The sequence below is a fragment of the Kitasatospora sp. NPDC032150 genome (genome assembly GCF_055579945.1).
The window spans coordinates 185,381-210,040 of record NZ_JBVIMH010000010.1 but is presented as its reverse complement, the minus strand read 5'-3'; the positions used below and the strand labels follow the sequence as shown (position 1 = coordinate 210,040).

Annotated in this window: 23 protein-coding genes; 11 read left to right on the top strand and 12 right to left on the bottom strand. The window is 72.6% G+C overall.

Annotation, left to right across the window (positions count from 1 at the left end; genetic code table 11):
* The first annotated feature begins 381 nt into the window (after nt 1-381).
* Nucleotides 382-936, top strand: coding sequence for an RNA polymerase sigma factor (locus tag ACZ5ON_RS15005; protein WP_465591257.1), 555 nt, complete (start codon nt 382-384; stop codon nt 934-936).
* Entirely contained in the window at nt 929-1,657 is a 729-nt protein-coding gene (locus ACZ5ON_RS15000; protein WP_465591255.1) for an anti-sigma factor family protein, read from the top strand. The genes ACZ5ON_RS15005 and ACZ5ON_RS15000 overlap by 8 nt, the downstream gene beginning before the upstream one ends.
* Nucleotides 1,658-1,707: 50 nt before the next feature.
* Here the strand turns inward: ACZ5ON_RS15000 and ACZ5ON_RS14995 are convergent, their stop codons facing one another.
* The gene (locus ACZ5ON_RS14995; RefSeq protein ID WP_465591253.1) at nt 1,708-1,863 is read right to left on the bottom strand and encodes a DUF6131 family protein; all 156 of its coding nucleotides are present in this window, start codon (nt 1,861-1,863) and stop codon (nt 1,708-1,710) included.
* A 219-nt stretch (nt 1,864-2,082) separates the two neighbouring features.
* Nucleotides 2,083-2,403, bottom strand: coding sequence for a DUF3040 domain-containing protein (locus ACZ5ON_RS14990; RefSeq protein WP_465591251.1), 321 nt, complete (start codon nt 2,401-2,403; stop codon nt 2,083-2,085).
* A 463-nt stretch (nt 2,404-2,866) separates the two neighbouring features.
* On the opposite strand from ACZ5ON_RS14990, the gene ACZ5ON_RS14985 reads away from it, so the two are divergent.
* Nucleotides 2,867-3,400 carry a ferritin-like domain-containing protein gene (locus ACZ5ON_RS14985; protein WP_465591249.1) on the top strand — a complete coding sequence of 178 codons (534 nt, stop codon included), beginning with the start codon at nt 2,867-2,869 and terminating at the stop codon, nt 3,398-3,400.
* 103 nt (nt 3,401-3,503) lie between these two features.
* Here ACZ5ON_RS14985 and ACZ5ON_RS14980 read toward each other — a convergent pair whose 3' ends face one another.
* Nucleotides 3,504-4,118: a CGNR zinc finger domain-containing protein gene (locus ACZ5ON_RS14980; RefSeq protein ID WP_465591247.1), complete on the bottom strand. Its 615-nt coding sequence runs from the start codon at nt 4,116-4,118 to the stop codon at nt 3,504-3,506.
* 81 nt (nt 4,119-4,199) lie between these two features.
* On the opposite strand from ACZ5ON_RS14980, the gene ACZ5ON_RS14975 reads away from it, so the two are divergent.
* Nucleotides 4,200-5,039 carry an MBL fold metallo-hydrolase gene (locus ACZ5ON_RS14975; protein ID WP_465591244.1) on the top strand — a complete coding sequence of 280 codons (840 nt, stop codon included), beginning with the start codon at nt 4,200-4,202 and terminating at the stop codon, nt 5,037-5,039.
* Between the two features lie 209 nt (nt 5,040-5,248).
* Here the strand turns inward: ACZ5ON_RS14975 and ACZ5ON_RS14970 are convergent, their stop codons facing one another.
* A complete protein-coding gene (locus tag ACZ5ON_RS14970) occupies nt 5,249-5,692 on the bottom strand; it encodes a YciI family protein (protein ID WP_465591242.1) in 444 nt (147 codons plus the stop codon).
* Between the two features lie 80 nt (nt 5,693-5,772).
* Between ACZ5ON_RS14970 and ACZ5ON_RS14965 the strand changes: the two genes are divergently transcribed.
* Nucleotides 5,773-6,729, top strand: coding sequence for a LysR family transcriptional regulator (locus tag ACZ5ON_RS14965; RefSeq protein WP_465591240.1), 957 nt, complete (start codon nt 5,773-5,775; stop codon nt 6,727-6,729).
* Between the two features lie 151 nt (nt 6,730-6,880).
* Here ACZ5ON_RS14965 and ACZ5ON_RS14960 read toward each other — a convergent pair whose 3' ends face one another.
* The 5 genes from ACZ5ON_RS14960 to ACZ5ON_RS14940 form a co-directional block, all read right to left on the bottom strand.
* Nucleotides 6,881-7,093 carry a DUF4287 domain-containing protein gene (locus ACZ5ON_RS14960; RefSeq protein WP_465591238.1) on the bottom strand — a complete coding sequence of 71 codons (213 nt, stop codon included), beginning with the start codon at nt 7,091-7,093 and terminating at the stop codon, nt 6,881-6,883.
* A gap of 78 nt (nt 7,094-7,171) precedes the next feature.
* Complete coding sequence (locus ACZ5ON_RS14955) at nt 7,172-7,303, bottom strand: hypothetical protein (RefSeq protein ID WP_465591236.1); 132 nt, start codon at nt 7,301-7,303, stop codon at nt 7,172-7,174.
* 393 nt (nt 7,304-7,696) lie between these two features.
* Entirely contained in the window at nt 7,697-8,809 is a 1,113-nt protein-coding gene (locus ACZ5ON_RS14950) for a carboxylate-amine ligase (RefSeq protein ID WP_465591234.1), read from the bottom strand.
* 352 nt (nt 8,810-9,161) lie between these two features.
* Nucleotides 9,162-10,532 carry a diaminobutyrate--2-oxoglutarate transaminase family protein gene (locus ACZ5ON_RS14945; protein ID WP_465591232.1) on the bottom strand — a complete coding sequence of 457 codons (1,371 nt, stop codon included), beginning with the start codon at nt 10,530-10,532 and terminating at the stop codon, nt 9,162-9,164.
* A 55-nt stretch (nt 10,533-10,587) separates the two neighbouring features.
* Nucleotides 10,588-14,598 (bottom strand): Pls/PosA family non-ribosomal peptide synthetase, encoded by a 4,011-nt coding sequence (locus ACZ5ON_RS14940; RefSeq protein ID WP_465591230.1) that lies wholly within the window; start codon nt 14,596-14,598, stop codon nt 10,588-10,590.
* 321 nt (nt 14,599-14,919) lie between these two features.
* Between ACZ5ON_RS14940 and ACZ5ON_RS14935 the strand changes: the two genes are divergently transcribed.
* The 4 genes from ACZ5ON_RS14935 to ACZ5ON_RS14920 all read left to right on the top strand — a co-directional run bounded on the left by ACZ5ON_RS14935 (nt 14,920) and on the right by ACZ5ON_RS14920 (nt 18,653).
* Complete coding sequence (locus ACZ5ON_RS14935) at nt 14,920-15,714, top strand: SDR family oxidoreductase (protein WP_465591228.1); 795 nt, start codon at nt 14,920-14,922, stop codon at nt 15,712-15,714.
* 51 nt (nt 15,715-15,765) lie between these two features.
* Nucleotides 15,766-16,089: a putative quinol monooxygenase gene (locus ACZ5ON_RS14930; RefSeq protein WP_465591225.1), complete on the top strand. Its 324-nt coding sequence runs from the start codon at nt 15,766-15,768 to the stop codon at nt 16,087-16,089.
* Nucleotides 16,090-16,312: 223 nt separating this feature from the next.
* Nucleotides 16,313-17,044 (top strand): trypsin-like serine peptidase, encoded by a 732-nt coding sequence (locus tag ACZ5ON_RS14925; RefSeq protein WP_465591222.1) that lies wholly within the window; start codon nt 16,313-16,315, stop codon nt 17,042-17,044.
* 139 nt (nt 17,045-17,183) lie between these two features.
* Complete coding sequence (locus tag ACZ5ON_RS14920; protein ID WP_465591219.1) at nt 17,184-18,653, top strand: alpha/beta hydrolase; 1,470 nt, start codon at nt 17,184-17,186, stop codon at nt 18,651-18,653.
* 33 nt (nt 18,654-18,686) lie between these two features.
* Here the strand turns inward: ACZ5ON_RS14920 and ACZ5ON_RS14915 are convergent, their stop codons facing one another.
* From ACZ5ON_RS14915 to ACZ5ON_RS14905, 3 genes are all read right to left on the bottom strand, one after another.
* Entirely contained in the window at nt 18,687-19,007 is a 321-nt protein-coding gene (locus tag ACZ5ON_RS14915) for a hypothetical protein (RefSeq protein WP_465591216.1), read from the bottom strand.
* Nucleotides 19,008-20,802: 1,795 nt separating this feature from the next.
* Entirely contained in the window at nt 20,803-20,955 is a 153-nt protein-coding gene (locus ACZ5ON_RS14910; protein ID WP_465591213.1) for a hypothetical protein, read from the bottom strand.
* A 184-nt stretch (nt 20,956-21,139) separates the two neighbouring features.
* Nucleotides 21,140-21,790: a TetR/AcrR family transcriptional regulator gene (locus ACZ5ON_RS14905; protein ID WP_465591210.1), complete on the bottom strand. Its 651-nt coding sequence runs from the start codon at nt 21,788-21,790 to the stop codon at nt 21,140-21,142.
* A 48-nt stretch (nt 21,791-21,838) separates the two neighbouring features.
* Here ACZ5ON_RS14905 and ACZ5ON_RS14900 point away from each other — a divergent pair, with 48 nt between their 5' ends.
* Complete coding sequence (locus tag ACZ5ON_RS14900; RefSeq protein WP_465591207.1) at nt 21,839-23,428, top strand: FAD-dependent oxidoreductase; 1,590 nt, start codon at nt 21,839-21,841, stop codon at nt 23,426-23,428.
* Nucleotides 23,429-23,873: 445 nt separating this feature from the next.
* Nucleotides 23,874-24,593, top strand: coding sequence for a dienelactone hydrolase family protein (locus ACZ5ON_RS14895; RefSeq protein WP_465591204.1), 720 nt, complete (start codon nt 23,874-23,876; stop codon nt 24,591-24,593).
* The last annotated feature ends 67 nt before the right edge of the window (nt 24,594-24,660 follow it).

The window sequence follows — 24,660 nt, the reverse complement described above, 5'->3', positions numbered from 1 at the left end:
GTGCCCTCGCTCAGTAGCGGTGGTGGTGGCGGCCATGGCGGTGCCGGCCATGGCGGTGCCGGCCGTGCCGCCCGAAGCCGAACCGACTGAAGACGCTCATCCTGGGCTCCTCTCTGCCTGACGGGTACGACCGGCCTGCCACGGGGCCCGCGGCGCGCGCCGGAAGCCTCCTCCCGCCCGGCACCGGGCGGGGCACTCCCGGCCGCCGGGCCGGTGCGAGGGGTCCCCGGCTCCCCGCTCCGGGCTCCGGCCGCTCGGCCGGTCCAAGTCGGGGCCATCAAGTACTACGCAGAAAGGTGTGGGAGGGATTGCCCGGGCAATCCCTCCCGCACCGTGGTACGTAGTGTGGATATGCACCGGATAGGCGCCACCCTGGAGCGGATGCCTGACGAGGCCCTGCTGGCAGGCCTGATGACCGGCGACCCGGAGATCGCCCTGGCCTTCGTGCGCCGGTTTCAGCACAAGATCTTCGGAGTGGCGCTCGCGGTGACGGGCGACGTACAGCTGGCCGAGGACATCTCCCAGCAGACCTTCGAACGGGCCTGCCGCTACGGCCAGGTGTACGACTCGCGCCGCGGCTCCGTCCGTACCTGGTTGGCGGCCATCGCCCACAATCTGGCGGTGGACACCATCCGCACCCGCAGGACCGTCCCGCTCGAACCGGACGAGCTGGCGCACTTCCTGGAGGCCGTCACGTGCACACCCGAACGGCAGGCGATCGCCGAGGAGACCTCGGAGGAGCTGCGCGGCGCGCTCGCCGAGTTGCCGAGAGAGCAGGCCCGGGCGCTGGTGATGGCGGGAATCTACGGGATGACCGCCCAGCAGATCGCCGAGTTCGAACAGGTGCCGCTGGGCACCGCCAAGACCCGGATCAGGGCGGCGATGGGGAAACTCCGAGCCTCCCTGGCGCAGCAGAGGAGGACCGGCCGTGACTGACGTCGGCGGACTCAGCTGCGCGCAGCTGAGGGAGATGAGCGCGGAACTCGCGCTCGGCGTGCTGCCCGCCACCGAGCGGGCCAACGCCATCGCCCACCTGCAGTCCTGTCCCGCCTGCCACGAGGACATCCGTGAACTGGCGCTGACGGCGGACCGGCTGGTGGGCGTGATCCAGGGCAGCGAACCCCCGGTCGGTTTCGAAACCCGGGTGCTCCGACGGCTCGGACTGTCGCCCGCACATCGGATCAGACGACGGGTGGCCCGCTACCGGTTCGCCCTCCCCGCGGCGGCGGCGGCGGCGGCCCTCGCCTTCGGCGGCGTGGGCGGCTGGGTGATAGGCGCATCCCAGCACCCGAACCCGCCCGTGATCAGCCTGCCCGGCGGTACGTCGGCCGGCCATTCGCTGTTCAGCGCCAAGCTGGTCGCCAGTGGGCGGACCATCGGGCGGGCACTGATCTCCACCGGCCCGTACGCCTGGTTCTACATGTCGCTGGACGCGGGCGGGACCTCGATCGCCGGCAAGATCAAGTGCCAGGTCGAGCGCGGCGACGGTTCCAGCGTGACCTTCGGCCCGTTCACCGTCACCGCCGGGTACGGGCACTGGGACGGCCCGTATCCGCAGAGCTCGGCGCCGGTCACCGGCCTCCGGCTGCTCTCCGCGGACGGCTCGGTGCTGGCGGACGCCGCGTTCGTGCCGATGTATCCGCCACCGGAGACGTAAGACCGAGCGGTACACGACTGCGCGAGCCCTGTTGCCGGTCGGTCTGAGTCCTACCAGTAGTGGCTGCGGCCACCGACGGCATGGCCCACCGCGCCGAGAACCCACAGGATGAGTCCGATGAACACGAGGATGACGCCGATCGACCACAGGATGGTGATGCCGGTGACGAATCCGATGATCAGAAGGATGATTCCGAGGATGATCATGACGACCTCCCGGTTGGACGACCCCCCCTCGTCCACGCTTGTGCCCTGACTCGGGAGGCGTAATCACCCGGCCGACCGCATGCCCGGGGCGTGTACCGTCCGGTCAGCAGCTAAGACCGACCGGGTCTAAGCGGCTGCGTGCGACGGACCTGCCTCGACACCTTCGGGGGACACGGCTCCGGGCGCCCACCCGGTCGCCGCGTCGTCGCCGCCGGCCGGTCACCGGGCCCGGCGTCGCTCGACGAACCCGTGTACCCCCCGGGCCAGCAGCAGTACCACCGTGATGGCCCAGATCAGCGCGAACACGCCCAGCGCGGTGGCCGAGCGCACCTGGACACCGACCGACAGCAGCCCGAGCGAGCAGGCCGCCAGCATAACCAGGACGGAGACCGGGACCCGGCACAGCGCCTGGAAGGCACACCGCAGCCGACCGGGCCGCATGTTCCGCAGCCGGCGGTCCAGTCCGGTGTCGTTCCGCAGGTCCGCCTCGATCTCGGTGAGGATCTGCCGCTCCCGCGGTGACAGGCTCGGTTCGCCCATCGTCGCCACCTCCATACCAGCCGGTGACGGGTTTCTGCCTGGCTGTCGCCTGGTGGACGCCCGTTCTGACGCCGCCGCCCGGCCGGTGTACGCGGTATCCCGGGGCCACCCACCGTCGCCGCCGTCCACAGCGGGTCCGAGCCCGGCGGTATCGCGGGCGAGGTCCGGTCGCCGGCCGCCGAGGGCCCGCGGGACAGCGCGACCGGCGGCGACTCGGGTAACGGCCGCCGTCCGTACGGCGCTTCCCCATTCTCGTACGCGGCCGGAACCACAGCAGCCCGAACGCCCCTCCCGGCACCGGGCCGGCCCGTGGTTGGTCCTCGAACCCACCCGCAGGGCGGGGCGCACCCTGCCGGACCGGCCGTCGCGGCGCGGCGGCCACCGTGGAGTTTCGGCGCGGCCGGAGCGGAGAGACGCTGGCAGTGAGCCGACGCCGGTGAGCAGGGCCGGAAGGGAGTACGCCATGAGCTACGGTCTAGCGCTCGACGTGGACCGGATCCGCCGCGAAGCCCTGCAGACCATGTCCGCCGGGCCGGCGACCTCCGGGCACGGACTGGATACCGAGCGGGTGGTCAGCGTCCTGAACGACGTGGTCGCGACCGAGGTGGTCGGCTGGCTGCGCTACACCCGGCACGCGATCTCGGCGCAGGGCGCCGAACGGTCCGCGGTGCGGGCGCTGTTCGACCGGCACGCCGACCAGGAGATGCGTCACGCGGTCGCCGTCGCCGAGCGGATCAACCAGCTCGGCGCCCAGCCCAACTTCGACCCCGCCACCCTCGCCCAGCGCGCACACACGGACTACTCCGCGCCCGACGACGGCGAACTGCGCGGAATGCTGGAGCAGAACCTGCTCGCGGCCCGGATCGTGGTCTCCACCTACCAGAAGGTCGCCGACTGGATCGGCGACCGCGACCCCGCCACCCGGCAGCTGATCGAATCCCTGCTGGCGGACGAACAGGAGAACGCCGAGGCCCTGGCCGAGCTGCTGGCCGCCTGAACCGTCCCGGTCCCGCAACTGGCCGCCTGGGCCGTCCCGGCCGCACTGGCGGGCACGTCCTTGCACACGTGGGGGAGCAGCCGCACCCCGTGGGATACCGGCGTCAGTCGGTGCCGGCGGTGCGCCGACGGGCGTAGTGGCGGGCTGCCCGCACCCGGTCGCCGCAACGCGTACTGCACCACTGGCGCCGGCCGTGGCTGCGCAGCAGCAGCCGGACACAGTCATCGGCATGACAGGCGGCGAGCGCCTGGGCGTCGGATCCGCACAGCAGGCCGAGGGCGTCCTCGGCCAGGCCGGACAGTGCCCTGGCCACCTGGTCGCCGCCGGTCGCGACGGCCCGGCGCCGCGGTCGGTCCTCGGACGGCCAGTCGAGTGCCGAAACCGTCGGCGCCGCACGCAGGGCGCCATTGAGAGTGTCCACCGCCGACCGCGGAGGGTCCGTGCGGCCGATGGCGGCGGCGAGCAGAGCGCGGATCGCCTCGCGGAGCTCGCGCAGGCCAGCCGCGGCAGCCGTGTCCAGCCTCAACTCGCCCTCGCCCGAAGTGTGTTCGGCGAGCCAGCTGGTCGCGACCTCCGGCGTGTCGAGTGCGTCGACCGGTGCGCCGCCGCGCACGGTCCTGGTGTTGACGAGGGCGAGCGCCACCGAGCGCTCCTCGCCCGGTGCCGGGGGTAGCGGGTCGGGGCGGCGGTTCGGTCCGCTGGCGGAGAGCTGATCCATGTCTCTCATGTTAACCGTTGACCTTTTCCGTGAAGATCGGTTAGCTTCTCACGGCAAACGAAGACCATATCCGTGAGGAGTATGACCTTGGTATCCGCCGACGACCGATCTGCGCCCGCACCGCTGGGAGCCGCCCCCGCCGCGGGGCCGCAGGTGGGCATCCGAGCAGCGGGAGGGCCGACCGCCGTCCTGGAACTGGGCGGCCTGCGCCTGTTGACCGACCCCACCTTCGACGCCCCCGGCGCCTACACCTCTCCGTCCGGCTCCGTGCTGACGAAGACCGCAGGCCCCGGGCTGCGACCGAAGGAGCTGGGGCGAATCGACGCCGTGCTGCTCTCCCACGACCAGCACGCCGACAATCTCGACGAGGGCGGCCGCGCCCTGCTTCCCACCGTTCCGGTCGTCCTGACCACGCCCGACGGCGCGGCGCGGCTCGGCGGCAACGCCCACCCGCTTGCCCCCTGGGCCCATGTGGACCTTCAACGCCCCGGTGGTGCAACGCCGTTGCGCGTCACCGGCGTACCCGCCCGGCACGGACCGGAGGGCTGCGAGCCGGTGTGCGGCGAGGTCACCGGTTTCGTACTCTCGGCGCCCGACCTGCCGACGGTCTATGTGAGCGGCGACAACGCCTCGCTGGACGCCGTCCGGCAGGTGGCGGACCGCTTCGGTCCCGTCGACCTGGCGCTGATCTTCGCCGGCGCGGCCTGCACGGGGATCCTCGACGGCGCCCTGCTGACCCTCAGCAGCGAACAGGCGGCCGAGGCGGCGCGGATTCTGGGTGCCCGCCGGATCGTGCCGCTCCACCACGACAGCTGGCAGCACTTCTCCGAAGGGGCGGACGACCTTCGCGCCGCCTTCGCCCGGGCGGGCCTGTCCGACCGCCTCACCCTGCTGCCGCCCGGCGGCGCCGCCACGGTCTGAAGCGGAGTCGGCCTGCTCCCACCGTGTCGGAGCCGTTGGCCGAGGCGGGGCGGGATGCGTCCACCGGACGTCCGCCCCGCCTCCGGCCGTGCCCGCGCCGTACCCCCGGAGTGCCGAGCCCCATCCCCCACGAAGAGGAGACCATGCGGAACCGACCGTGAGGTGTTCCTCCAGACCCTCAGCAGCGCCGGCCCCGGAACCGCCCGGGGTCAGCCGATGACGGTGAGATCGGTCAGGCCCGCTGCCGCGAGGGCGTCGCCGAGCAGCGCGCTGACTCCGGTGGGGGTCACCCGGATGATGTCGTACCGGGCCACGGCGGAGGTGACGAAGGGATCGGTCCGGGTGATCTCCCACATCTCGTCCGGATCGTCGCCCAACGCCAGGATGAGGCCGCCGGTCCGGGGTTCCTGCCGACCGGAGAGGAGGAACCTGCCCTCGCGGTAGTGGCGTTCGAGGTACTCCCGGTGAGCCGGCAGCAGCGCGTCGATCTCCGCCAGGCCCTTGAGGTAGGTCAGTGTGAGGATGAACACGGCGTTCTCCAGCCCGTAGTCGCCGGCCGCCGTCGCGGCCGTCCCGTTTGGCCCAGCGAACCGCTCCGGGCCCCGGGGCGTCCATGAGTTCCGGCCGAAGGGGCGGTAGTCGGGAACGAACACCGCAGGTCATTGATGGTTCGGCGGTCGCTACGATGCTGGTCGCACACACCTGCGAACGTCACCGCCAGTCCGGGGGAACCGTGGAACTGCGTCAGCTCCGCTACTTCCAAGCCGTTGCCGAGGAGGGGAACCTCACCAGGGCGGCCCAGCGGCTGTACCTCAGCGGCCCATCCCTCAGCCAACAGATCCGGCTGCTGGAGAAGGAACTGGGCGCCCCACTGTTCGAGCGCAGCTCGACCGGCATGACGCTGACCGCGGCCGGACTCGCCCTGCTGCCCGAGGCGAAGGCCGCACTGGACGCGGCCGAGCGCGCGCGGCGCGCGGTGGAGACGGCCGTCCGTGCCGAGCCCGTGGTCCTGACGGTCGGAGTCCCGGCGGGTGTCCCCGCGGCGCTGGTCCGGCGGGTGCGGGACGCGAGCGCCGCACTCCGCCGGACCGGCACGGCCGCCGGCGCCGCCGCGCGGATCCGGTTCCAGGACGCCTCGACGGCCGAGCAGCTCGACCGGCTCGCCGGCGGGGACCTGGATCTCGGGCTGCTCACCGCGCCGTTCCCGACCGCGGATCTGGGGACCATGACGGTGTGGCAGGAGCCGATGGGAGTGGTGGTGGGCCGCGCCCACCCGCTGGCCGGGCTGGACGCGGTCGGCTTCGGTGATCTGGCCGGACAGGACCTGATCTGGTTTCCCAGGGAGTCGGCCCCGGGGCACCATGACGAGGTGCTGGCGGTGTGCCGCCGCAACGGCTGGGATCCGCAGCTGCGCCCGGGTTCGAGTCACCGCTCGGTCTTCCTGACCCACCTGACCTGCGGCGAGGAGGTAGTCGCCCTGCAGGCCGCCTCGATGGTCGCCGACGACTCGGCCCTCGTCTGGCGGCCGCTGGCGGGGGACGACACCCCGAGCCTCACCCTGACCGCCGCCTGGCGCGCCGCGAACCCGGATCCGGTACTGCGGGAGCTGGTCGCGGCGCTGCGACGCCACTGCCCGGCTCCGGACCGGGCCACCGGCACCCCACGGGCCGCGTACCCGGCGGGCGGCTGAGCCCGGGTCGCCACTCGCCCGCCCGGCGCCCGGCACAACGCGGCGCGAACCCGGTCGGGGAGGCCGGCGGCCCCGCTGGCGGAGCCCAGTAGAGGGGGCACCCGGCGGCACCGGCCCGGCAGACACCGCAGCGGGCCGGTGCCGCTCGGGCCTACTTGCCGTTGTCTTCGGCGAGGGTGTGCGCCACCAGGGCGTTGGCGTGGCCGTGTCCCAGTCCGTGCTCGGTCTTGAGCCAGGAGACGAGTTCCGTGTGCTTGGTCAGGGGCGAGGAGCGGATGAGGTCCTTCCACGCCGCGATCGGGCGGCCGTACTTCTTCTCGATCGAAGGGAAGTAGCTCGCGGGGCCCTTCACGGGTTCAGTCATGTCCGCAGTCTGCCATTCATCCAGTAGTAAATGATCTTGTAGGTGTGTCATCTCACACCGGGCGATCCGGCGCCCGGACTACCGCGCCGCCGCCGACTCGGCGCGCAGTCGGGTGGACACCACGGTGAGCCAGACGAGGCCGAGCCCGGCCCACGCGGTGAAGGCCATCACGGTGGCGGCGGACCCCGCGAAACCGGCGAGGACAACCAATGGCGCCAGGCGGCAGGCCACGCCCGGCCGCGCGGCTGCCGGACGGCGAAATGCCGGGCCGACACGACGAACGCGGCGCACAGCGAGAGGTAGCACAGCATGCCACTGAGCATGTGGACGGTGCCGTGCTGCGGCGGGGGCGGTGAGCGTGTGGGTCATGGGAGGCCTTCCTCGTTCGCCTGCCCGGGCTCGGGCGTTGCGGTGTTGTCGCAGGTGAGACCGGAGAGCGGCGGTGAAGTAATCGCCCACTGGAAGTGACGCCCGTCATACTTCGGCTCGTCCTGGCTCGGGCCGCCGCGGGGCTCGGGACGGCGGTCGTCGAAGGCGGTGCGCCCGTGCACCGAACCGGTGCCGCGGGTTCACTCACCGCAGCACCGGTTCGCCCAAGGTCGTTCAGGGGACGGTCAGTTCCGCCAGCGCGTCCACCACGTCGAGCAGTCGCCCGCGCCGGCGGAACACCGCGCGCTGCCGGTTCGCGCCGGTTCCCGCGGCCAGCAGCCCGGCCAGCAGCTGCTCCACCAGCGGGAGGTCGCCGCTGTCGCGGAGACCCGGCGCGGCCCGGACCGTGAGCTCCTCCAGCAGGGTGCGCAGTGGCCGGGCCCGCCCGGTGAAGGGGTCCACCCCGGCCCCCTCCAGCCCGCCCCGGGCGGCCTGGAAGTGCGCGGCGCGCAGCAGCGTCCCCGAAACGTCGGGTGCGGGGGCGCCTTCCCGGACCTCCGCCAGCAGGACGGTCGCCAGGCCCCGCAGCAGCAGCGCGAGCAGGACGGTGGTGTCGAGATCGGCGTTGACGTCGGCGACCCGCAGCTCCAGGGTCGGTACGTGTTCGGACGGGCGCGCGTACCAGTAGATCATCCGGCGGTCCAGCAGCAGGCCCGAGTCGACCAGGGTGTTCGCGAGCTCCTCGTACCCGGCCTCGTCGAGAATCGGTGCCGGGCCGACGGTCGGCCAGCGGTTCCACAGGATCGCCCGCCAGCTGGCGAAGCCGCTGTCCCGGCCTTCGTTGAAGGGCGAATTGACGGCGAGCGCCTGCACCGTGGGCAGCCAGGGGCGTAGTTGATTGGCCAGCGCGAGGGCCTGGGCGCGCGACGCCGTGCCCAGGTGGACATGGCAGCCGCACACCCCGCCGCCGTTGCCGTCGGCGACCGCGCCGAACTGCTCCGCCATCCGCCGGTAGCGCGGAATGTCGGTCACCTCAGCGGGGATGTGGCCGGGCAGCGCCGGAGTGCCGCTGGCCACCAGCAGGCAGCCCGCACTCCGGGCCACCGCCGCCACCGTCCGGCGCAGGGAGACCAGTTCGGCGCGCAACTCGTCGACGGTGCGCACCGGCGAGGTGCACACCTCGATCTGGGTGGGATAGAACTCGGCCTGCACACGCCCGCCCAAAATGAGCCCCGCCTCGGCGATCACCTCGGGCGCCCGTGGCACGGGCCGTCGGCTGCGCCGGTCGACCAGCAGGAACTCCTCCTCGACGCCCAGGCTCAGCAGTTCCAGTGGTGCATGGGCCATCTGATCACCGGCTACGGGACGAGGGCCGGCAGGGGAGCGAGGGCCGGGCCGGGGTCGGGTGGCGGGTGTGGTGGCTCCGGGGCCGGTTCTTGCGGCTGCGGGAGAGCCGGCTCGCAGGCCCCGGGGCCGGGATGCGGGAGCGGGCCGGGACCAGGCGGATCGGTGTCCGGATCGGGCGGGGCGGAGATCGTCATCGAAGAGCCCTCCTCAGCTGCCCAGCGCGCCGCCCGGCCGGCGCTACTCGATCCCGAACGACCGGGCCGGCACGCGGACTGATATCGAAAACCCGGTTGAGGCCCGATCTGTTCCGGGGCGGCGGGGGCCACCGAACCGTCCGGCCTGCCTGGAGCGATCAGGCCTCCCGCACGGCCGCCGCGACGGCGTCGAGCAGGATCACGCACGCGCTCTCGACGTGCTCGGCGGTGACGTTGAGCGGCGGCATCAGACGCACCACGCAGTCCTCGCGGCCGCCGACCTCGACGATGAGGCCGCGCCGGAGTGCTCTGGCCTGGACGTCCGCGGCCAGCGAGCCCGCCGGGCGGCCGTCCACCGGGTCGGCGAACTCGACGCCCCACATCAGCCCACGGCCGCGCACCTCGGCCACCCAGGGGTGCTTCTGCAGCGCCGAGAGGCGCTCCGCGATCTGCTCGCCGCGCCGGGTGACATTGCCGAGGACGTCGTCGCGCCGGATGATCCGGATCGCCTCCACCCCGGCGGCGAAGGCCAGTTGGTTGCCCCGGAAGGTCCCGGTGTGCGCGCCGGGTGCCCAAGTGTCCAGCTCCCGGTCGTACAGGATGACCGCGACCGGGGCACCGATGCCGCTCAGCGCCTTGGAGGCGACGATGACGTCCGGATCGATGCCGTACTCCTCGAAGGCGTACCAGGTCCCGGTGCGCCCGCAGCCGGTCTGCACCTCGTCGACCACCAGGGGGATGCCGAGGTCCCGGGTCAGGCCGCGGACCCGCTGGACGAACTCCCGGCGGGCGGGGACGATGCCGCCCTCGCCCTGGACCATCTCCATGATCACCGCGGCGGGGAGCGGCACCCCGCCGTTGCCGTCGGCCAGGGCCCGTTCCAGGTACTCGACGCAGTTGGTGGCACAGCTGTCCGGTGACAGCCCGAGCGGGCACCGGGCGCAGTAGGAGTACGGGAAGAAGTGCACCCCGGGGACGCCGTTGGCGACCGGCTGCTTCTGCGCCACCAGCCCGGTGACCGCCATGGCCGCGTGACTGCTGCCGTGGAAGCCGCCCTGGAAGGAGACGATCTCGCCGCGGCCGGTCGCGGTCTTGCAGAGCTTGATGGCGGCGTCCACGGCGTTTGCGCCGGTCGGGCCGCAGAAGTGGATCTTCATCCGGTCCTGGAGGCGCGGTGCCAGCATGGACAGCTGGGCCTCGGTGAAGGCGTCCTTCATCGGGGTCGGGAAGTCCAGGCCATGGGTCAGCAGACCGAGTTGGGCGGTCACCGCCGCCACCAGCTCCGGGTGGTTGTGGCCGAGCGAGAGCACGCCCGCGCCGGCCAGGAAGTCGATGAAGACATTGCCGTCCACGTCCCGCACCAGGGTGCCGGACGCCTCCGCGATGGCGATGGGAAGCCGCCGGGGGTAGCTGCGGGCGTTGGACTCGCGGCGCGCCTGGCGGGCGAGGAGCGCGGCGGAGCGCGGCCCGGGCAGGTCGCCGTCGACCCGTGGGCCGGACCAGGTGTCGAGTTCGTCGAGCGAGGTCATGCGGTGCCTCCAGAGTGGGTGGGGGCGGGGCGGCACGGGCGCCCCGCCGGGCGGATCAGCAGGGACGGGCGGGGATACCGCGCCACCGGGTGTGCGGGGGAAGGCGTTCGCCCTTCATGACCAGGGACAACCCGTCCAGCGAGGTGCCCGCACCGACCTCGGCGTCGTACAGCACCACGCAGCGCAGGCCGACCGAGCTGCCCTCGCCGACCCGGACCGTGGACATCTTCATCACCCGGTCCTCGAAAAGGTGGGTCTGCAGCGAGGTGCGCTCGCCGACGGCCGCGTCATCGGCCACCTCGACCAGGTCGAACTCGGTCAGGTAGGTGGTGTTGAGCCAGACCCGCCGGCCGATCCTGGCGCCGAACAGCCGCATCACCCAGGCCATCAGGGGTGTGCCGGTGAGGAATGCGATCAGGCTGGGCACCACCAGGTTCTCGAACAGGCCGGTGATCAGTTCGGTCCGCCGTACCCAGATCCCCCAGAGCGGTTCGACGCGCGGCCGGTACCGGCCGATGACCAGCCACTTGAGCAGCACCACGACCAGGGTGGCGAACACCCCGGCGCCGAGCAGCAGTGCCGGACCGAGCAGGAGGACCGGCAGCGGCGAGGTGGTCCTGGCCAGCGCGACCGCGGCGTACAGGAAGAGCAGCACGGAGACGATGCCGATGGTCGCGGGCAGGGTCACCCGGAAGTACTCGATGGCCAGGCGCGCGGCGATCAGACCCGGGCTCGGTTCGTAGGTGTACTTCGCGGGGAACTTCTGACTCCCCTCCCGGCGCGGCAGGAAGAGCGCCGGCGAGCCCAACCAGGTCGTCTCGGGCTCGATCGGCCGGGCCGGTGCCACCGAGTGCACGCCCAGCAGGCTGCCGTCGCCCATCCGGCAGGAGCCGGGCAGCAGCGCCCCGTTGCCGACGAAGCTCCGCGTGCCGACCTCGGCCGGGTCCAGTGCGATCCGGCCCCGGTGGAAGACCGCCGGCGCCACCACGCTGACGTCCGCGACGAAGCTCAGCTCGCCGATGATCAGCATGTCCGGGTCGACGAAGCTGACGGTGGCCACCTCGGACCAGCGCCCGGTGCGGGCACCGAGCAGCCGCAGGAACGGCACCAGGTAGAGGGTGGAGTAGAGCGAGTGGGTCATGGTCAGGCTGATGGTCAGCATCCCGTCGGCGATCCACTTGCGGACCCCGAAGCCGCTGCGCTCCGGGTGGATGCCGGCCCGCGCCCTCGGCAGCACCGCCCGCTTGGCCAGTACGATCAGCGCACAGGTGGTGACCACGATCACCGGCCCGGCCGCCAGCGCCGAGAGCAGCGCCCGGGCGAAGCCGTACCGCACGGCCACCAGGACGACGACCGCCGAACCGGCAACGAGGACGGCCACCGGCAGTAGCCCGAGCAGCAGTGCCCCGAGTGCGTAGCCGGCCAGTACCCGCAGCGGCCAGGGACGGGCGTCGGGCTGCGCCGCGAGGGACTGCAGCACCAGCGGTGCGGCGTCCTGCCGGGCGGCCGGTGAGCCCGACCAGTGCTCGCCCGCAGGCACCACCTGGTCCGCGGGGACCAGCGACTGCTCGCCGACCGAGGAACCCGCACCGATCACCGCGCCGGGCAGCACCACGCTGTTGGTACCGAGGAACGCTCCCGTGCCGAGCCGGACGGGAGCCAGCCGCAGCCAGCCGCCCTCGACCGCGTAGGCCTGCACCCGCGCGCCGTAGCCGACGCTCACCTCGTCGCCGAGCTCCACCAGGGGCGGCAGGGGGATCGGAGCCGACACGTGGCAGCCGTGGCCGACCCTGGCGCCGAGCAGCCTGAGGAAGGCCGGCAGCAGGGGGGAGCCCGCCAGCAGCCCGATCGGTGTCAACGCGAGGATCTTGGTGTACAGCCAGAACCGCAGGTAGGTGACGCCCCAGAGCGGGTACCAGCCCGGCCGGACGCCGGCCAGCACCACCCGGCAGCCGATCACCGGGATCAGCAGCATGTTCAGCAGCAGCCAGCCGATCTGCACCGGCACGAACACGGAGTACCGCAGGTGCATGAGCACATCCAGCGGTCCGCCGTCACCCGCTCCGGCCGTGTGGACGCCCCAGGAGGCCAGCACCCGGTAGAGCACCACCAGAGCCGGCAGTCCGAGCAGCAGCAGCCACCCGTACAGCGCGACGAGCTGGGCCGTGCCGCAGAGGGCCACCCGGGCGGTGGAGTGCCGGCGCGGCGGCGGGCCGGTGGCCTGCTGACGGGCCGGGGCGGCCGCGTCCCCGCGCTCGACGAACGCCGCGAGCGAGCGAACCGTCGGCTGGAGGTACAGGTCCGCCATCGCCAGCCGCTCGAAGCCGGGAAGTCGGCGCAGCCGGGACATCAGCCGCGCCGCGGCCATCGAGTGGCCGCCCAGGTCGCAGAAGAAGTCGTCCTCGACGGAGAGTTCCCGACGGCCGAGGACCTCCTGCCAGACGGCCGCCATGCGCTGCTCCAGCGGGGACCCGGGGGCCACGTGCGGCCGGCTTCCGCTGGCCAGCGGCACCGAGACGGGGGCGGGCAGCGCCTTGCGGTCCACCTTGTCCGCGGTCAGCAGCGGGAACTCCGGGAGCACCTCGACGTAGGAGGGGATCATGTACTCAGGCAGCCGGCGGCGCAGCGTGGTGTGCAGGCGCTTGCGCAAGCCGTCGTCGTCCCCGTCCGGGTGGCCGGTCAGTGTGACGTAGCCGACCAGGTCGTGGACGGCCCCGTCCTGCTCGCGCGGGGTGACCACCGCGTTCTCCACCGCCGGGTCCTCCCGGAGCACCTCCTCGATCTCCGCCAGCTCGATGCGGTACCCGCGGATCTTGACCTGGGTGTCGATCCGGCCGAGGAACTCGATCTCTCCCGCCGGGTTCAGCCGACCCAGGTCGCCGGTGCGGTAGATCCGGGGGCTGTCGGCCCGGTCGGCCTGCACCGGATTGGGGATGAAGCGCTCGGCGGTGAGCTCCGGGCGGTTCAGGTAGCCGATCGCCACGCCGGGGCCGCCGATGCAGATCTCACCGCTGTCGCCGTCGGGGACCGGCCTCAGCCGCTGGTCGAGCAGGTAGACGCGGTAGGTGGGCAGCGGGGTCCCGATGGTGACCGGCCGGCTGGGGGAGAGCTCGGTCCAGGTCGCGGTGACCGTCGACTCGGTGGGGCCGTAGACGTTGAGGATCCGGCGGCCCTCGCGGGACCAGCGTCGCACCAGGTCGGGCGGGCAGGCCTCGCCGCTGACCAGCAGGCTGCGCAGGGTGGGGACTTCGGCTTCGATGGTGGACAGCAGGGTCGGCACGCAGCACAGCACCGTGACCGCCTGCTCGGTGAGGAACGCGGCCAGCCCGTCGCCGACCCGGCGTTCGTCGGTCGGTCCGGCAACCAGCACCGCCCCCGCCGCCCAGGCCGGCCAGATCTCCTCGACGGAGAAGTCGAAGGCGATGGACAGGCCCTGGTAGACCCGGTCCGCCGCACCGACCCGGTAGACCGGCGCGGCGACCCGCAGGAAGTTGACGATGTTGGCATGGGAGACGGCCACGCCCTTGGGCCGTCCGGTGGTCCCGGAGGTGTAGATCACGTAGCACACCGACTCCGGGTCGACCTCGACCATCGGGCGGTCGTCCGAAAGATCGGCCAACTCAGGGAGCGGCTGGTCGAGTTCGAGCACCCGGCAGGTCAGATCGTGCGTCCGCGCACGCATCGCGGAGGTCGTCAGCAGCTCGCACAGCCCGGCGTCCCGGGCGATGAACTCCACCCGGTCGGCCGGGAAGGAGGGGTCGAGCGGCACGTAGGCCGCACCGGACTTCAGTACCGCGAGCAGCGCGACATAGGTGTGCAGGGACCGTTCGAGCAGGATCCCGACTGTCCGGCCCTCAGCCGCGCCCCGCTGCCGCAGCAGCCGGGCCAGGCGGTTGGCCCGGCGGTCGAGCTCGGCGTACGTCAGCCGGGACGGGCCGCAGCTGACCGCGGTGTTCTGCGGGGCCCGGTCGCAGGCCCGCTCGAAGTACTGGACCAGCCGCCGCACCTTCGGCAGTGTGAGCTCCCTCGGCGCGGCCGTGTCCGCGGTCGATTCGGTACGTGGCAAAGCTCCTCCTGGTCGTCGGCGGAGAAATTCCCAATTCGCACACTCAATCCTCCGGACAATACATACCGTCAGGTGGCATCCGAAGTGCGGCACGCGCGCCTGCTTTCACCGTGAAGGCGGTCGGTGGGGCGGCCTGATCAGGCCGGAATTCTCAGACTCCTCATATACGTATGACCGGTATTCGCCCGGGAAAGGCGTTGTCCGCCGACACCTTGTTGGCGTAATGGAATCTTCGCTTTCCATGGTGGTCACGGCAGAATCTGGAGCCGGGTGAGGCGCTGCCGCCCGGTCCGCGGCGCCGACGGACTTCGGAGGACGACCATGGGTGTGAGCGACACGGACACCGGCGAGGCCGGTGCGAACGGGCAGCCGCTGGCGGGCTGTGCGGCGCTGGTGACCGGTGCGTCCAGCGGGATCGGGGCGGCCACCGCGCTCGCGCTGGCCCGGCAGGGTGCCGTGGTCGCCATGGTCGCGCGCCGGAGCGAGCGGCTGGAGCAGCTGGCTTCCGCGATCGACGAGTTCGGCGGCAGATCGATCTCGATCACCGCCGACCTGATCGACGCGGGCCAGGCGCGCCGGGCCGTCGGGGACGCCGCCCGGAGACTCGGCCGGCTGGACGCGCTGGTGAACAACGCGGGCTACGCGGCGCTGAACACCCTGGAGGAGGGGGATCCCGAGGACTGGGAGCGGATGGTCGATCTCAACCTGAAGGCCGTCCTGCACATCTCCAGCGCGGCTCTGCCGCACCTGGTACGAGCGGCCGCCGAGGGGCCGCGCGGCGTCGCCGACCTGGTGGCCGTCAGCTCGGTCGCGGGCCGCGTGGCGCGCCGGGGCAACAGCGTCTACTCGGCGACCAAGCACGCGGTCTGCGCGTTCGCCGAGGCACTGCGCCAGGAGGTCGCCGGGCGGGGGGTGCGGGTCGGCCTGGTCGAGCCCGGCGTGACGGCGACGGAGATGACGGCCGACGACGCCAGGCTCGCCATCGCCTTCGACCTGCCGAAAAGCGCGTGGCTGCGCGCCGAGGACATCGCCCGCGCCATCGTGTTCATGGTCACCCAGCCCGCGCACGCGGCCGTCAACGAGATCATGGTCCGCCCGACGGCCCAGGAGCGCTGACCGCCGGTGCGACCGAGGGGAATGCCGCTGATCCGCGGTTAGACTCGACTCGTGATCCTCATCGTCGTGAAATTCCCGGTCAAGCCCGAGTACGCAGACTCCTGGCTGTCCCATGTCGAGGCCTTCACCCAGGCGACCCGCGCCGAGGAGGGCAACCTCTGGTTCGAGTGGTCGCGCAGTGCCGAGGAGCCGAACACCTACGTACTCGTCGAGGCCTTCAAGGACGGCGCCGGCGGTGCGCATGTGAACTCCGATCACTTCCGGGCCGCCATGGAGACGATGCGTCCGTTGGTCCAGCGGGCGCCGCAGATCGTGAGCACCACCATCGAGGGCGCCACCGGCTGGAGCCGGATGGGCGAGCTCGGGATCGACTGACCCGCCGGCGGGGTGACGCTTCATCTGCCAGCCGCTGCCCCGACCACGGCCGTTCTCGGCGCGGTCGGGGCAGCGCTGTGTGATGGGGCCGCGAGGCGAGGGCCGATCGCGGCCCACCGCCGCTCGATCGGGTCACACACCGAGCGCGACGGGTCTCGTGGGTGGCAGGCTTTCTGTCAGCGGCGGGCCCGACGGACCGGGCCCCGGTGGGGGGAGGACCCTCGTGAAGGCTCGTTGGATCGGTTGTGCGCTGACCTCGGCAGTGATCGCGCTCGGCACGCAGGCGGCGGCGTCCGCGGCTCCGGGACCCACCACCTCGACCGCCCCGCCCGGAGCGGAGGCCGACCGGGTTGGCCCGCTCTTCTCGGGCCCGGTCGCACCGGGCAAACACTTCTGCACCGCCTCCGTGGTCGACAGCCCCACCGGGGATCTGCTGGTCACCGCGGCGCACTGCGTGTCCTCGCCCGACGGAGTCGTGTTCGCCCCGGGATACCGCAACGGCAAGGCGCCGTACGGGGCCTGGCGGGTCGTCAAGGTTTTCGAGACGAGTGGCTGGCATAAGAACGCGAACCAGGACCAGGACTTCGCCTTCCTCCGGGTGGCGCCCGACAGTGACGGCCGGCCGATCGAGAGCGTGGTCGGCGGGCTCCCGCTGGGTGTCGACGAGAGCCTCCACGAGGCCGTACGGCTCTACGGCTACCCCGCCCGGTCCGAACTGCCGCTGCTCTGCACCAATGTGACCACCGCCTTCACCGCCCACCAGCGCCGGATCGACTGCCCCGCCTACACCGGCGGGACCAGTGGCGGCCCCTGGGTGAGTGAGTCCACCGGCAGTGTCGTCGGAGTCATCGGCGGCTACCAGCAAGGTGGCGACACCGCCGACGTCTCCTACAGCGCGGCCTTCGACGACACCATCGCCGACCTCTACGTGAGCGCGGTCTTCTCCGACAGGTGACCCGGCCGAGAGGCTGACGGGCAATCAGACTTCGGTCGGAGAAGGGGGCGTGGGAAGTCGCCCGGCAGAGCGATGCGCTGCTCGCCGGCACCCGGATACCGTGCTGGTCCGTCCATCGGAACGACCGGCAGGGGTGGACATGCGACACCGGAAGACGACCCGCGCAGCGTTGTACGCCCTTGCGGCGGCAGCACTGCTCACGCCGTCCACGACGGTTCAGGCCGCGCCCGCGGCAGTTCGGAAGGCATCCACGGCGCCAGGGATCACCTGGGAGCGCTGCGCGGGGACGGATGAGTCCGACACCGTCCGGTGCGGTGCGATCTCCCTCCCGCTCGACTGGTCCAGGCCGGGCAGCCCGGAGCGGACCGAGGTGCGGGTGGCCCGGTTGCCCGCCGCCGATCCGGGCCGCCGGGTCGGCACGCTCTTCTTCAACCCCGGCGGCCCCGGGGCCGGCGAGGTCGGCTACCTGCTCGACGGGCGGGTTCGGCAGCAGTACTTCCCGGCGGCGCTGCGCGAACGCTTCGACATCGTCGCGGTGGAACCACGCGGCACCGGCACCAACCCGCCGCTCCACTGCCGGATGCCGATCGACCCCGCGGTGAGCAGGTTCCCCGCCGACCGGGCGGCCGCCGCCGACCTGGTGCGCAGCAACCGGCGGCTCGGGACGGCATGCGCCCGGGCCGGCGGCCCCCTGGCCGAACACCTGGACACCGGCAGCATCGCCAGGGACATGGACGCCGTACGCGCGTCGCTGGGCGAGCGGCGGATCAACCTTCTCGGGATCTCCTACGGCTCGATGGTGGCCCAGAGCTACGCGGAGTTGTTCCCCGGGCGGGTCCGGGCCATGGTGGTGGACGGCGTGGTGGACCGGGCGCTCCCCTGGCAGAGCATGGCCGTCCTCGATGCCGCAGCCGTCGAGGACGGCGTGAGCCGATTCGCGCATTGGTCGGCCGGCCACCCGGAGAGCGCACTGCACGGTCAGGACGTCTCCGCCTTCCTGACCACCCTGCTGCGCCGGGCCGACGCCGGCGAGATCAAGGACGGCGAGCGCCGGGCCCGCGCCGAGGAGATCGCCCAGGCGGTGGACAGCGGCCTCCAGATGCCCGTGTTCTACCCCATGCTCGCGACGGCGCTGCGCCGGACGGCCGAGACGGGGAGCCTCGCCCCACTCGGCCCCCTCACCTCTGCCCAGAACCCCGAGTACCCGGCGTATCGCTCGATCATCTGCCAGGACGTCCCAGTTCCGGCCGGTGCCGAGGCGGCGCTCCCGGAGCTCGCCCGCCGGGTGCGCGAGGCGGCGCCGACCCTGCGCGGCTACTCCGAGTTCTGGGACATCGCCAGTGGCTGTGCGGGCTGGCCCGGCCAGTCGCGCTGGACCCCGCACGGCTGGCGGGTGCCCGCAGACTTCCCACCGGTGCTGCTGGTCTCCGGCGCGCACGACGTGGCCACCCCGCCGGCCTTCGCCGAGTCCGTCCGGCGCGCCCTGCCCGGTAGCAGGTTGCTCCGCTGGGAGGGCGACGGCCACACCGCCTGGGCCAACAGTCCGGCGACGGTCGACGCGGCGGTCGGGTACCTCACCGACCTGGCCATACCGCCAGCCGCTTCCTGAACGGCACTCGCCGTCCTCTCCGCTGACCGGCGGTCAGGAGGCGTGGCGCTCCTGGGCACGGCGCGGCCGGGCGGGAACGGGAAGCTCGGCCACCGGTGACGGGACGACCGCGCGGACCGGGCGGGCCGGTGCCGCCGGAACCGGCGCGGCGGCGGCCGTGGCGCGGGCCTCGCGGATCCAGCGGGTGAAGGCCTGGGCGAACTCGGGCCCGAGGCCGGCGGCGAGCCCCAGCTGGTCGAGGTCGCCGCTGCGGATGGGGACACCGGCCTGGTTGAGCACGGTGAGCATCGGGTGGACGAGGGCCCAGTCGGCGCGGGTGGCGGACGGGCGGCAGGGATGTTCGGGATCGGTCACACCATGATCCAACCACCTGGGCGGCTCCAGGTCACCGCGTGAATCGGCTTTGATACGGAGGCGGGACAATGTCCGGCCACGGCCCGAACCGGGTCGGACCCGGCGCACCCGGCACGGTCGGCGTCGAGCCGGATCCGGACCGCATATGACGGGGCGGCAGAGGCCCGGTGCCGGGCCCGAGAAGTTCCGTCCGGGCGTGTCAGGTGCCGCAGTCGGTCACCGTGACCCGATGTCCGGAAGTCACGTTGACAGGCGGTGCGGTGACGAATCGGTGCCGCACTGGCAACAGCCGTACTGAGCTCGGCTCCGGTGGCGGCGCGGCTACCGGCACGGGCCGTGGCGGTGGTGGTGCCGGCGCGGTGTCGGATCTCGGCTGCTCCCGTCTGACGGGACGGTCGTACGCGTGGGTCGGTTGTCCCGCTGTCGCGCACCTTCCGGGAGCAGGCGTCGGTTGGGCCTCTCGGCACCTCGGCGACGGGACCGGTGGTACCGGGGAGCGGGGCCGACGGTCCCTGGTCGGGGTGTCCCGGATACCCGAGGATTTTCCCAGGCGGGCGGCGAGCGAGACGGCTCACGGCCCGACTTCCGACCACTGGAGAGGGAGCCTCTCATGTCCGAACGTGGCAGCAGAAGACCGACGACCGTCGAGCCGACAGGACGGTACGGCTGACCGGCCGTTCGCGCCGCAGGTGTAGCGCACCCGTCCAACTGGGGACCTCGGAGCCCGTCACCGGCCCGGCGCACCCGCCGCTCGTCCTGACGGCGGCCGGGTGCCGCGGTACAGCCGCGGCCGGGCGCGACGTCCCTTCACCACCGACATGACGGCCACTTCGGCCGCAACACTCCCGCGCTGTGGGGGCGCGGGCCCGCCCGGCCGGCTGTGGGGGCCGCCCGGGACGGAAGGCAGGGCCGGGGGCGGATGGGGCCGCCCCCGGCCGCGCCGTGCGCAGGGGGTCGGATGCGGGCGCCGAGACGGCGGCCGGCCCCGCTGCCGGAGGGTGCGGCTGCCCGGCGGACACCGGGACTGGGGTGCCCGACGGCGCGCGGCGGCGTGCGCCGGGAACCTGTTCGGCGGCGTGCCGCGCCCGGGCGGCCGACCGGACTCGACCGTCCCCGGACTCGACGGGCCCCGGACTCGACCGCCCCCGGAACCAGCCGCCCGGCGCACCTATCAGGATCGAGCAGGCCACCGGCCTGGCTCGGTAGCCGCTTTCGGACCCAAGGCCGTGCCATGCGGGCGAGTTCACCCGGCGACCCGTTCCGGGTTCGTTATCCTCGACCGTTCCGGAAGACGCCGGACGATCCGCCTCCCTCGGGCGGGAAGGCGACTGGGCGGAGAGGCGGCGTGATGGATCAGCGGGGCTCGGGCGGGTACGGCGGGTACCGGTCTTTCGGCCGATGTGCCGCCGGGGGCACGGATCGCGGCCGACCGGGGGAGTAGCCGATCGAAGACCCGGAGCGCACCCTGGACGACGGGCTGCGGAAGGTCGCCGAGATCGCCGCCGCCTTCGCCCGCCAACCGCCGGAACGGCTCGGGCAGGCCCTGGTCGAGGCCGCCGCGGGGACGGCCACGACGACCTCGCCGTGCTCGCCCTGCGGGCCCCGGCCGCACCCGACGGAAGCACGGGCTCCGAACCTTCACAGAAGCCGACGTGAGTTGAGGCGCTGTCATCCACCTCGGCCGGTACCCCAGGAGGACCGCACGGGAATTCAACTCCTCTTGCGGCCCCCGCCCGCATCGGCCAGAGGCCGCGCCACCGTGACCGGCCGGGCTGGACTGCTGCGGTCCGGGCGTTCAGCCCAGGCCGCCGAGGGTGTACCGGTCGAAGGCGTCGTACAGGTCCTCCTCGTCGGGGACGGCGGCGTCGACCGAGGGTGCCGCGGCCGTCGCGGGCAGGGTGACGCGGCGGGCTAGCCCCGGGTGGCTCGTCTCGGCATCGGGGTGCACGGCCAGGCGGCGGCAAGCGCGCCGGTGGCGTCATCACCACGGTGAATCAAGCCAGTTGGGCACGGTCCAGGCTGGGCGGCCTCGTCGGCGAGTCCACCCGGGGTGAGATCGGGATGTGGCCGGCCGTACGGACAGCTCCGTACGGCCGGGTGCCGGGCCGCCCCGGGAAGGGGGCGGTGATTGATCAGGGGGCGAGCAGTCCGCGTTCCACGGCGTCGAACGCCTGGTGCACTCGGAGACGGTGGTCCTCGGCCAGGTCGTCCGCCCGCTCACCCGCGAGCAGGCGCCGGGCCGTGGTGAGGTAGACGGTGCGGTAGGCGGCGACGGCGAGGGCCGCCGTGATGGCGGGATCGGCCGCTCCGGGGTCGGCGGTCCGGCGGATCGCCTCCTCCAGTGCGTGTTCGATCTCCTCGACGCTCTCGCGGGCGCGCGCCCGCAGTGCGGCCGAGCCGATCACGACCCGCCAGAAGGGCGGAAAGGTGTCACCGACTCCGGCCAACGGGCTTCGCTGATCAAGTAGTTCGAGTGCCAGTCGGCGTAGCGCGGCGAGTGGTGTCTCGCCGTCCGGACGGTTCAGGACGGCGGACGAGAACAGCTCCACGGCCTCGGGGATGCGGTCGAGGAAGAGGTCTTCCTTGCGGGGGAAGTAGTTGAAGACCGTCATCGCGGACACACCGGCGGCCTCGGCGATCTCGGCGACCGTGACGTTGTCGAAGCCGCGCACGGCGATCAGGGGCGTCGCGGCATCGGAGATCCGCTTCCTGGTCTCCCGCTTCTTGCGCTCGCGCAGGGTGAGTTCGGCATGGCCGCCTCCGGCGGCAGTTCCAGCTGGCATGGAGAAAATTGTAGCGGCCATAAAGTTTTAGTGGCTATAGTCATTCGCATGAAGCCGAGCACAGGCAGGGGCCTGGACTACGACGTGGTGGTGGCCGGGGGCGGTCCGGTAGGACTGATGCTCGCCGGCGAGTTGACGCTGGGTGGGGCACGTGTGGTGGTCCTCGAGCGCCGATCGTCGGTCGATCCGACGATCAAGGCGGGCGGGATCAACACCCCGACCGCCGAAGCCTTCTACCGGCGCGGGCTGCTGCCCGCGCTGACCGAGTCGCAGCAGCGGACGCTGGAGCAGTTCAAGGCGTTCGGAGAGCGGAACCAGGGGAAGAGCCGACCCGAACGCTCGCCTCACAAGGCCGCGGGACACTTCGCCGGGATCATGCTGAGCGCCGACCGGATAGACCCGGCGGAGCCCGACTTCGCCGACCTGGGGCCCGCCGTGGCCGGCTTCACCGTGGTGCCGCAGCAGGAGGTCGAGCGCATTCTCGGTGAGCACGCGGCGAAGCTCGGTGTCGAGCTGCGGCGCGGGGTCGAGGTCACCGGCTTCGACGAGGACGCCGAAGGGGTGACGGTCCACACCATCGGCGTGGCGGAGGACGGTGAGCGGAGCCGCGAGAGCATCCGGGCCGGCTGGCTGGTGGGGTGTGACGGCGGCCGCAGCACGGTCCGCAGGCTCGCCGGCTTCGCCTTCCCGGGCACCGATCCGCAGATCACGGGCCGTCAGGCGGTGGTCGAGATGACGGGGGCCGAAGCGCTGGTCCCGGGGTGGAACTGGACGGACACCGGCGTCTACGTGCACGGCCCGATCCCCGGCCGCATCCTGACCGTCGAGTTCGACGGGCCGCCCGCCGACCGGGACGCGCCGGTCACCGCCGAGGAACTGCAGCGGAGCCTGCGCCAGGTCTCGGGCGTGGATGTCACGATCACCGGAGTGCGGACCGCGACGCGGTTCACCGACAACGCCCGCCAGGCGACCGAGTACCGCAGGGGCCGGGTGCTGCTGGCGGGCGACGCCGCCCACGTGCACTCGCCGTTCGGCGGCCAGGGGTTGAACCTGGGCATCGGCGATGCGATGAACCTCGGCTGGAAGCTCGCTGCGGTGGTTGGTGGCCGGGCGCCCGAGCAGCTGCTCGACTCGTACACGGCGGAACGGCATCCCATCGGGGCCTGGGTCCTCGACTGGACCAGGGCGCAGGTGGCGCTGATGCGGCCGTCCCCGCACATCCGGGCCCTGCGCGGGGTGGTCACCGACCTCACCGGGACGGTCGCCGGGACCACTTATGTCGTCAAGCAGATCTCCGGCGTATGGCAGAGCTACGGGCTTCCCGGGGACCACCCGCTGGTCGGCCGAAGCGCGCCGGACCTCCTGCTGGCCGACGGCAGCAGGCTCGCCGACCACCTCCACGGCGGGCGGGCCGTGCTGTTCGACCTCATCGACGACGACGGTCTCCGGGCGTCGGCCGGGAAGTACGACGGCCGGGTCGACGTCGTCACCGCGGCGTGCCCGGACCGGCCCGGGCTGCGGGGGCTGCTCGTGCGTCCGGACGGCTTCACCGCCTGGGCGGGCGACCTCTCGGACGACCCCATGGCGAGCGGGGAAGCGCTCACCGCCGCGCTCGTCCGGTGGTTCGGCGCGCCGTGAGGCGCGGCCGCTCCCCGCTGACCCCTGGGGCCCCGTTGTCCGGTTCGGTCCGGGCCGGACAACGGCCAAGGCCCGCCTTCGGCGGGCGGGCCGGGGTCCGCAGCAGACGGCCCGACCCCTCGAAGATCCACCCCGGGCCAACCGGGTGCGACTGGCCGTAGGCAACGGCCCGGCGCTCCTGTTCGCCCGCGTCGGCCGGCCGGAGGCTGGTGGCCTGAGGTCAGAACCGCCGGCAACCCGTGCCGTTACGTCCGGCCACGGAGCCTCCGCAAAAACCAGTTGGCGGACCACGGCGACCACTGCTACTTTTCCGGAGGCCGTGCGAGAGAGCTAGGAGGTGGTACCCGTGAACGCAGTATCGACATGGGTGCTCCCCTCCGGGGTCACGGTCGGACGATAGGTCGTCCGGGAGCGCCGTTCAACAGCACTCCCGAAAGGCACGACCATGCGATTCACTTCTGAACAGCGCCTCGACGACGGCGTCCTCGAACGCGAATTCACCCTCGGCGAGATCCCCGGCATCCTGTGGACGTCTGGAACCGCGCCGGCCACGCTGATCCTGATCGGCCACAACGGCGGCTTGCACAAGCGGGAGCCGCGGCTGGTGGCCCGGGCCCGGCACTCCGCGGCGTACGGCTACGCGGTGGCCGCCATCGACCACCCCGGGCACGGTGACCGGCCCCGTTCCGCCGTCGATGAGCAGGCCCGCGCCGACCTCCGCCGGGCGATGGCGGCGGGCGAGCCGGTCGACGAGATCTTCGAGTCGTTCGTCGGCCCGCTGGTCGAAAAGGCGGTCCCGGAATGGCAGACCACCCTGGACGCCCTCCTTACGCTGCCCGAGATCGGCGGCCCGGTCGGGTACTCAGGGATGACCGCCATCGGCATTCGGCTGGCGGTGGTCGAACCGCGCATCGCGGCCGCCGCTCTCTTCGCCGGGGGTTACGTGCCCCGCGCCCAGCGCGAGGAGGCCCGGCAGATCACCATCCCGCTGCAGTTCCTGCTGCAGTGGGACGACGAAGGGAACCCCCGGCAGCGGGCCCTGGACCTGTTCGACGCCTTCGGCACCAAGGAGAAGACACTGCACGCCAACATGGGCGGGCACGCCGGCACCCCGTGGTTCGAGGTGGAGGACGGGCACCGGTTCTTCGGCCGGCACCTGAAGTGAGGCCGGGCCGTCAGGCCGGCAGCAGACGGTAGGCGGTGTCGGCCAGGACGCCGCTCATCGAGGACAG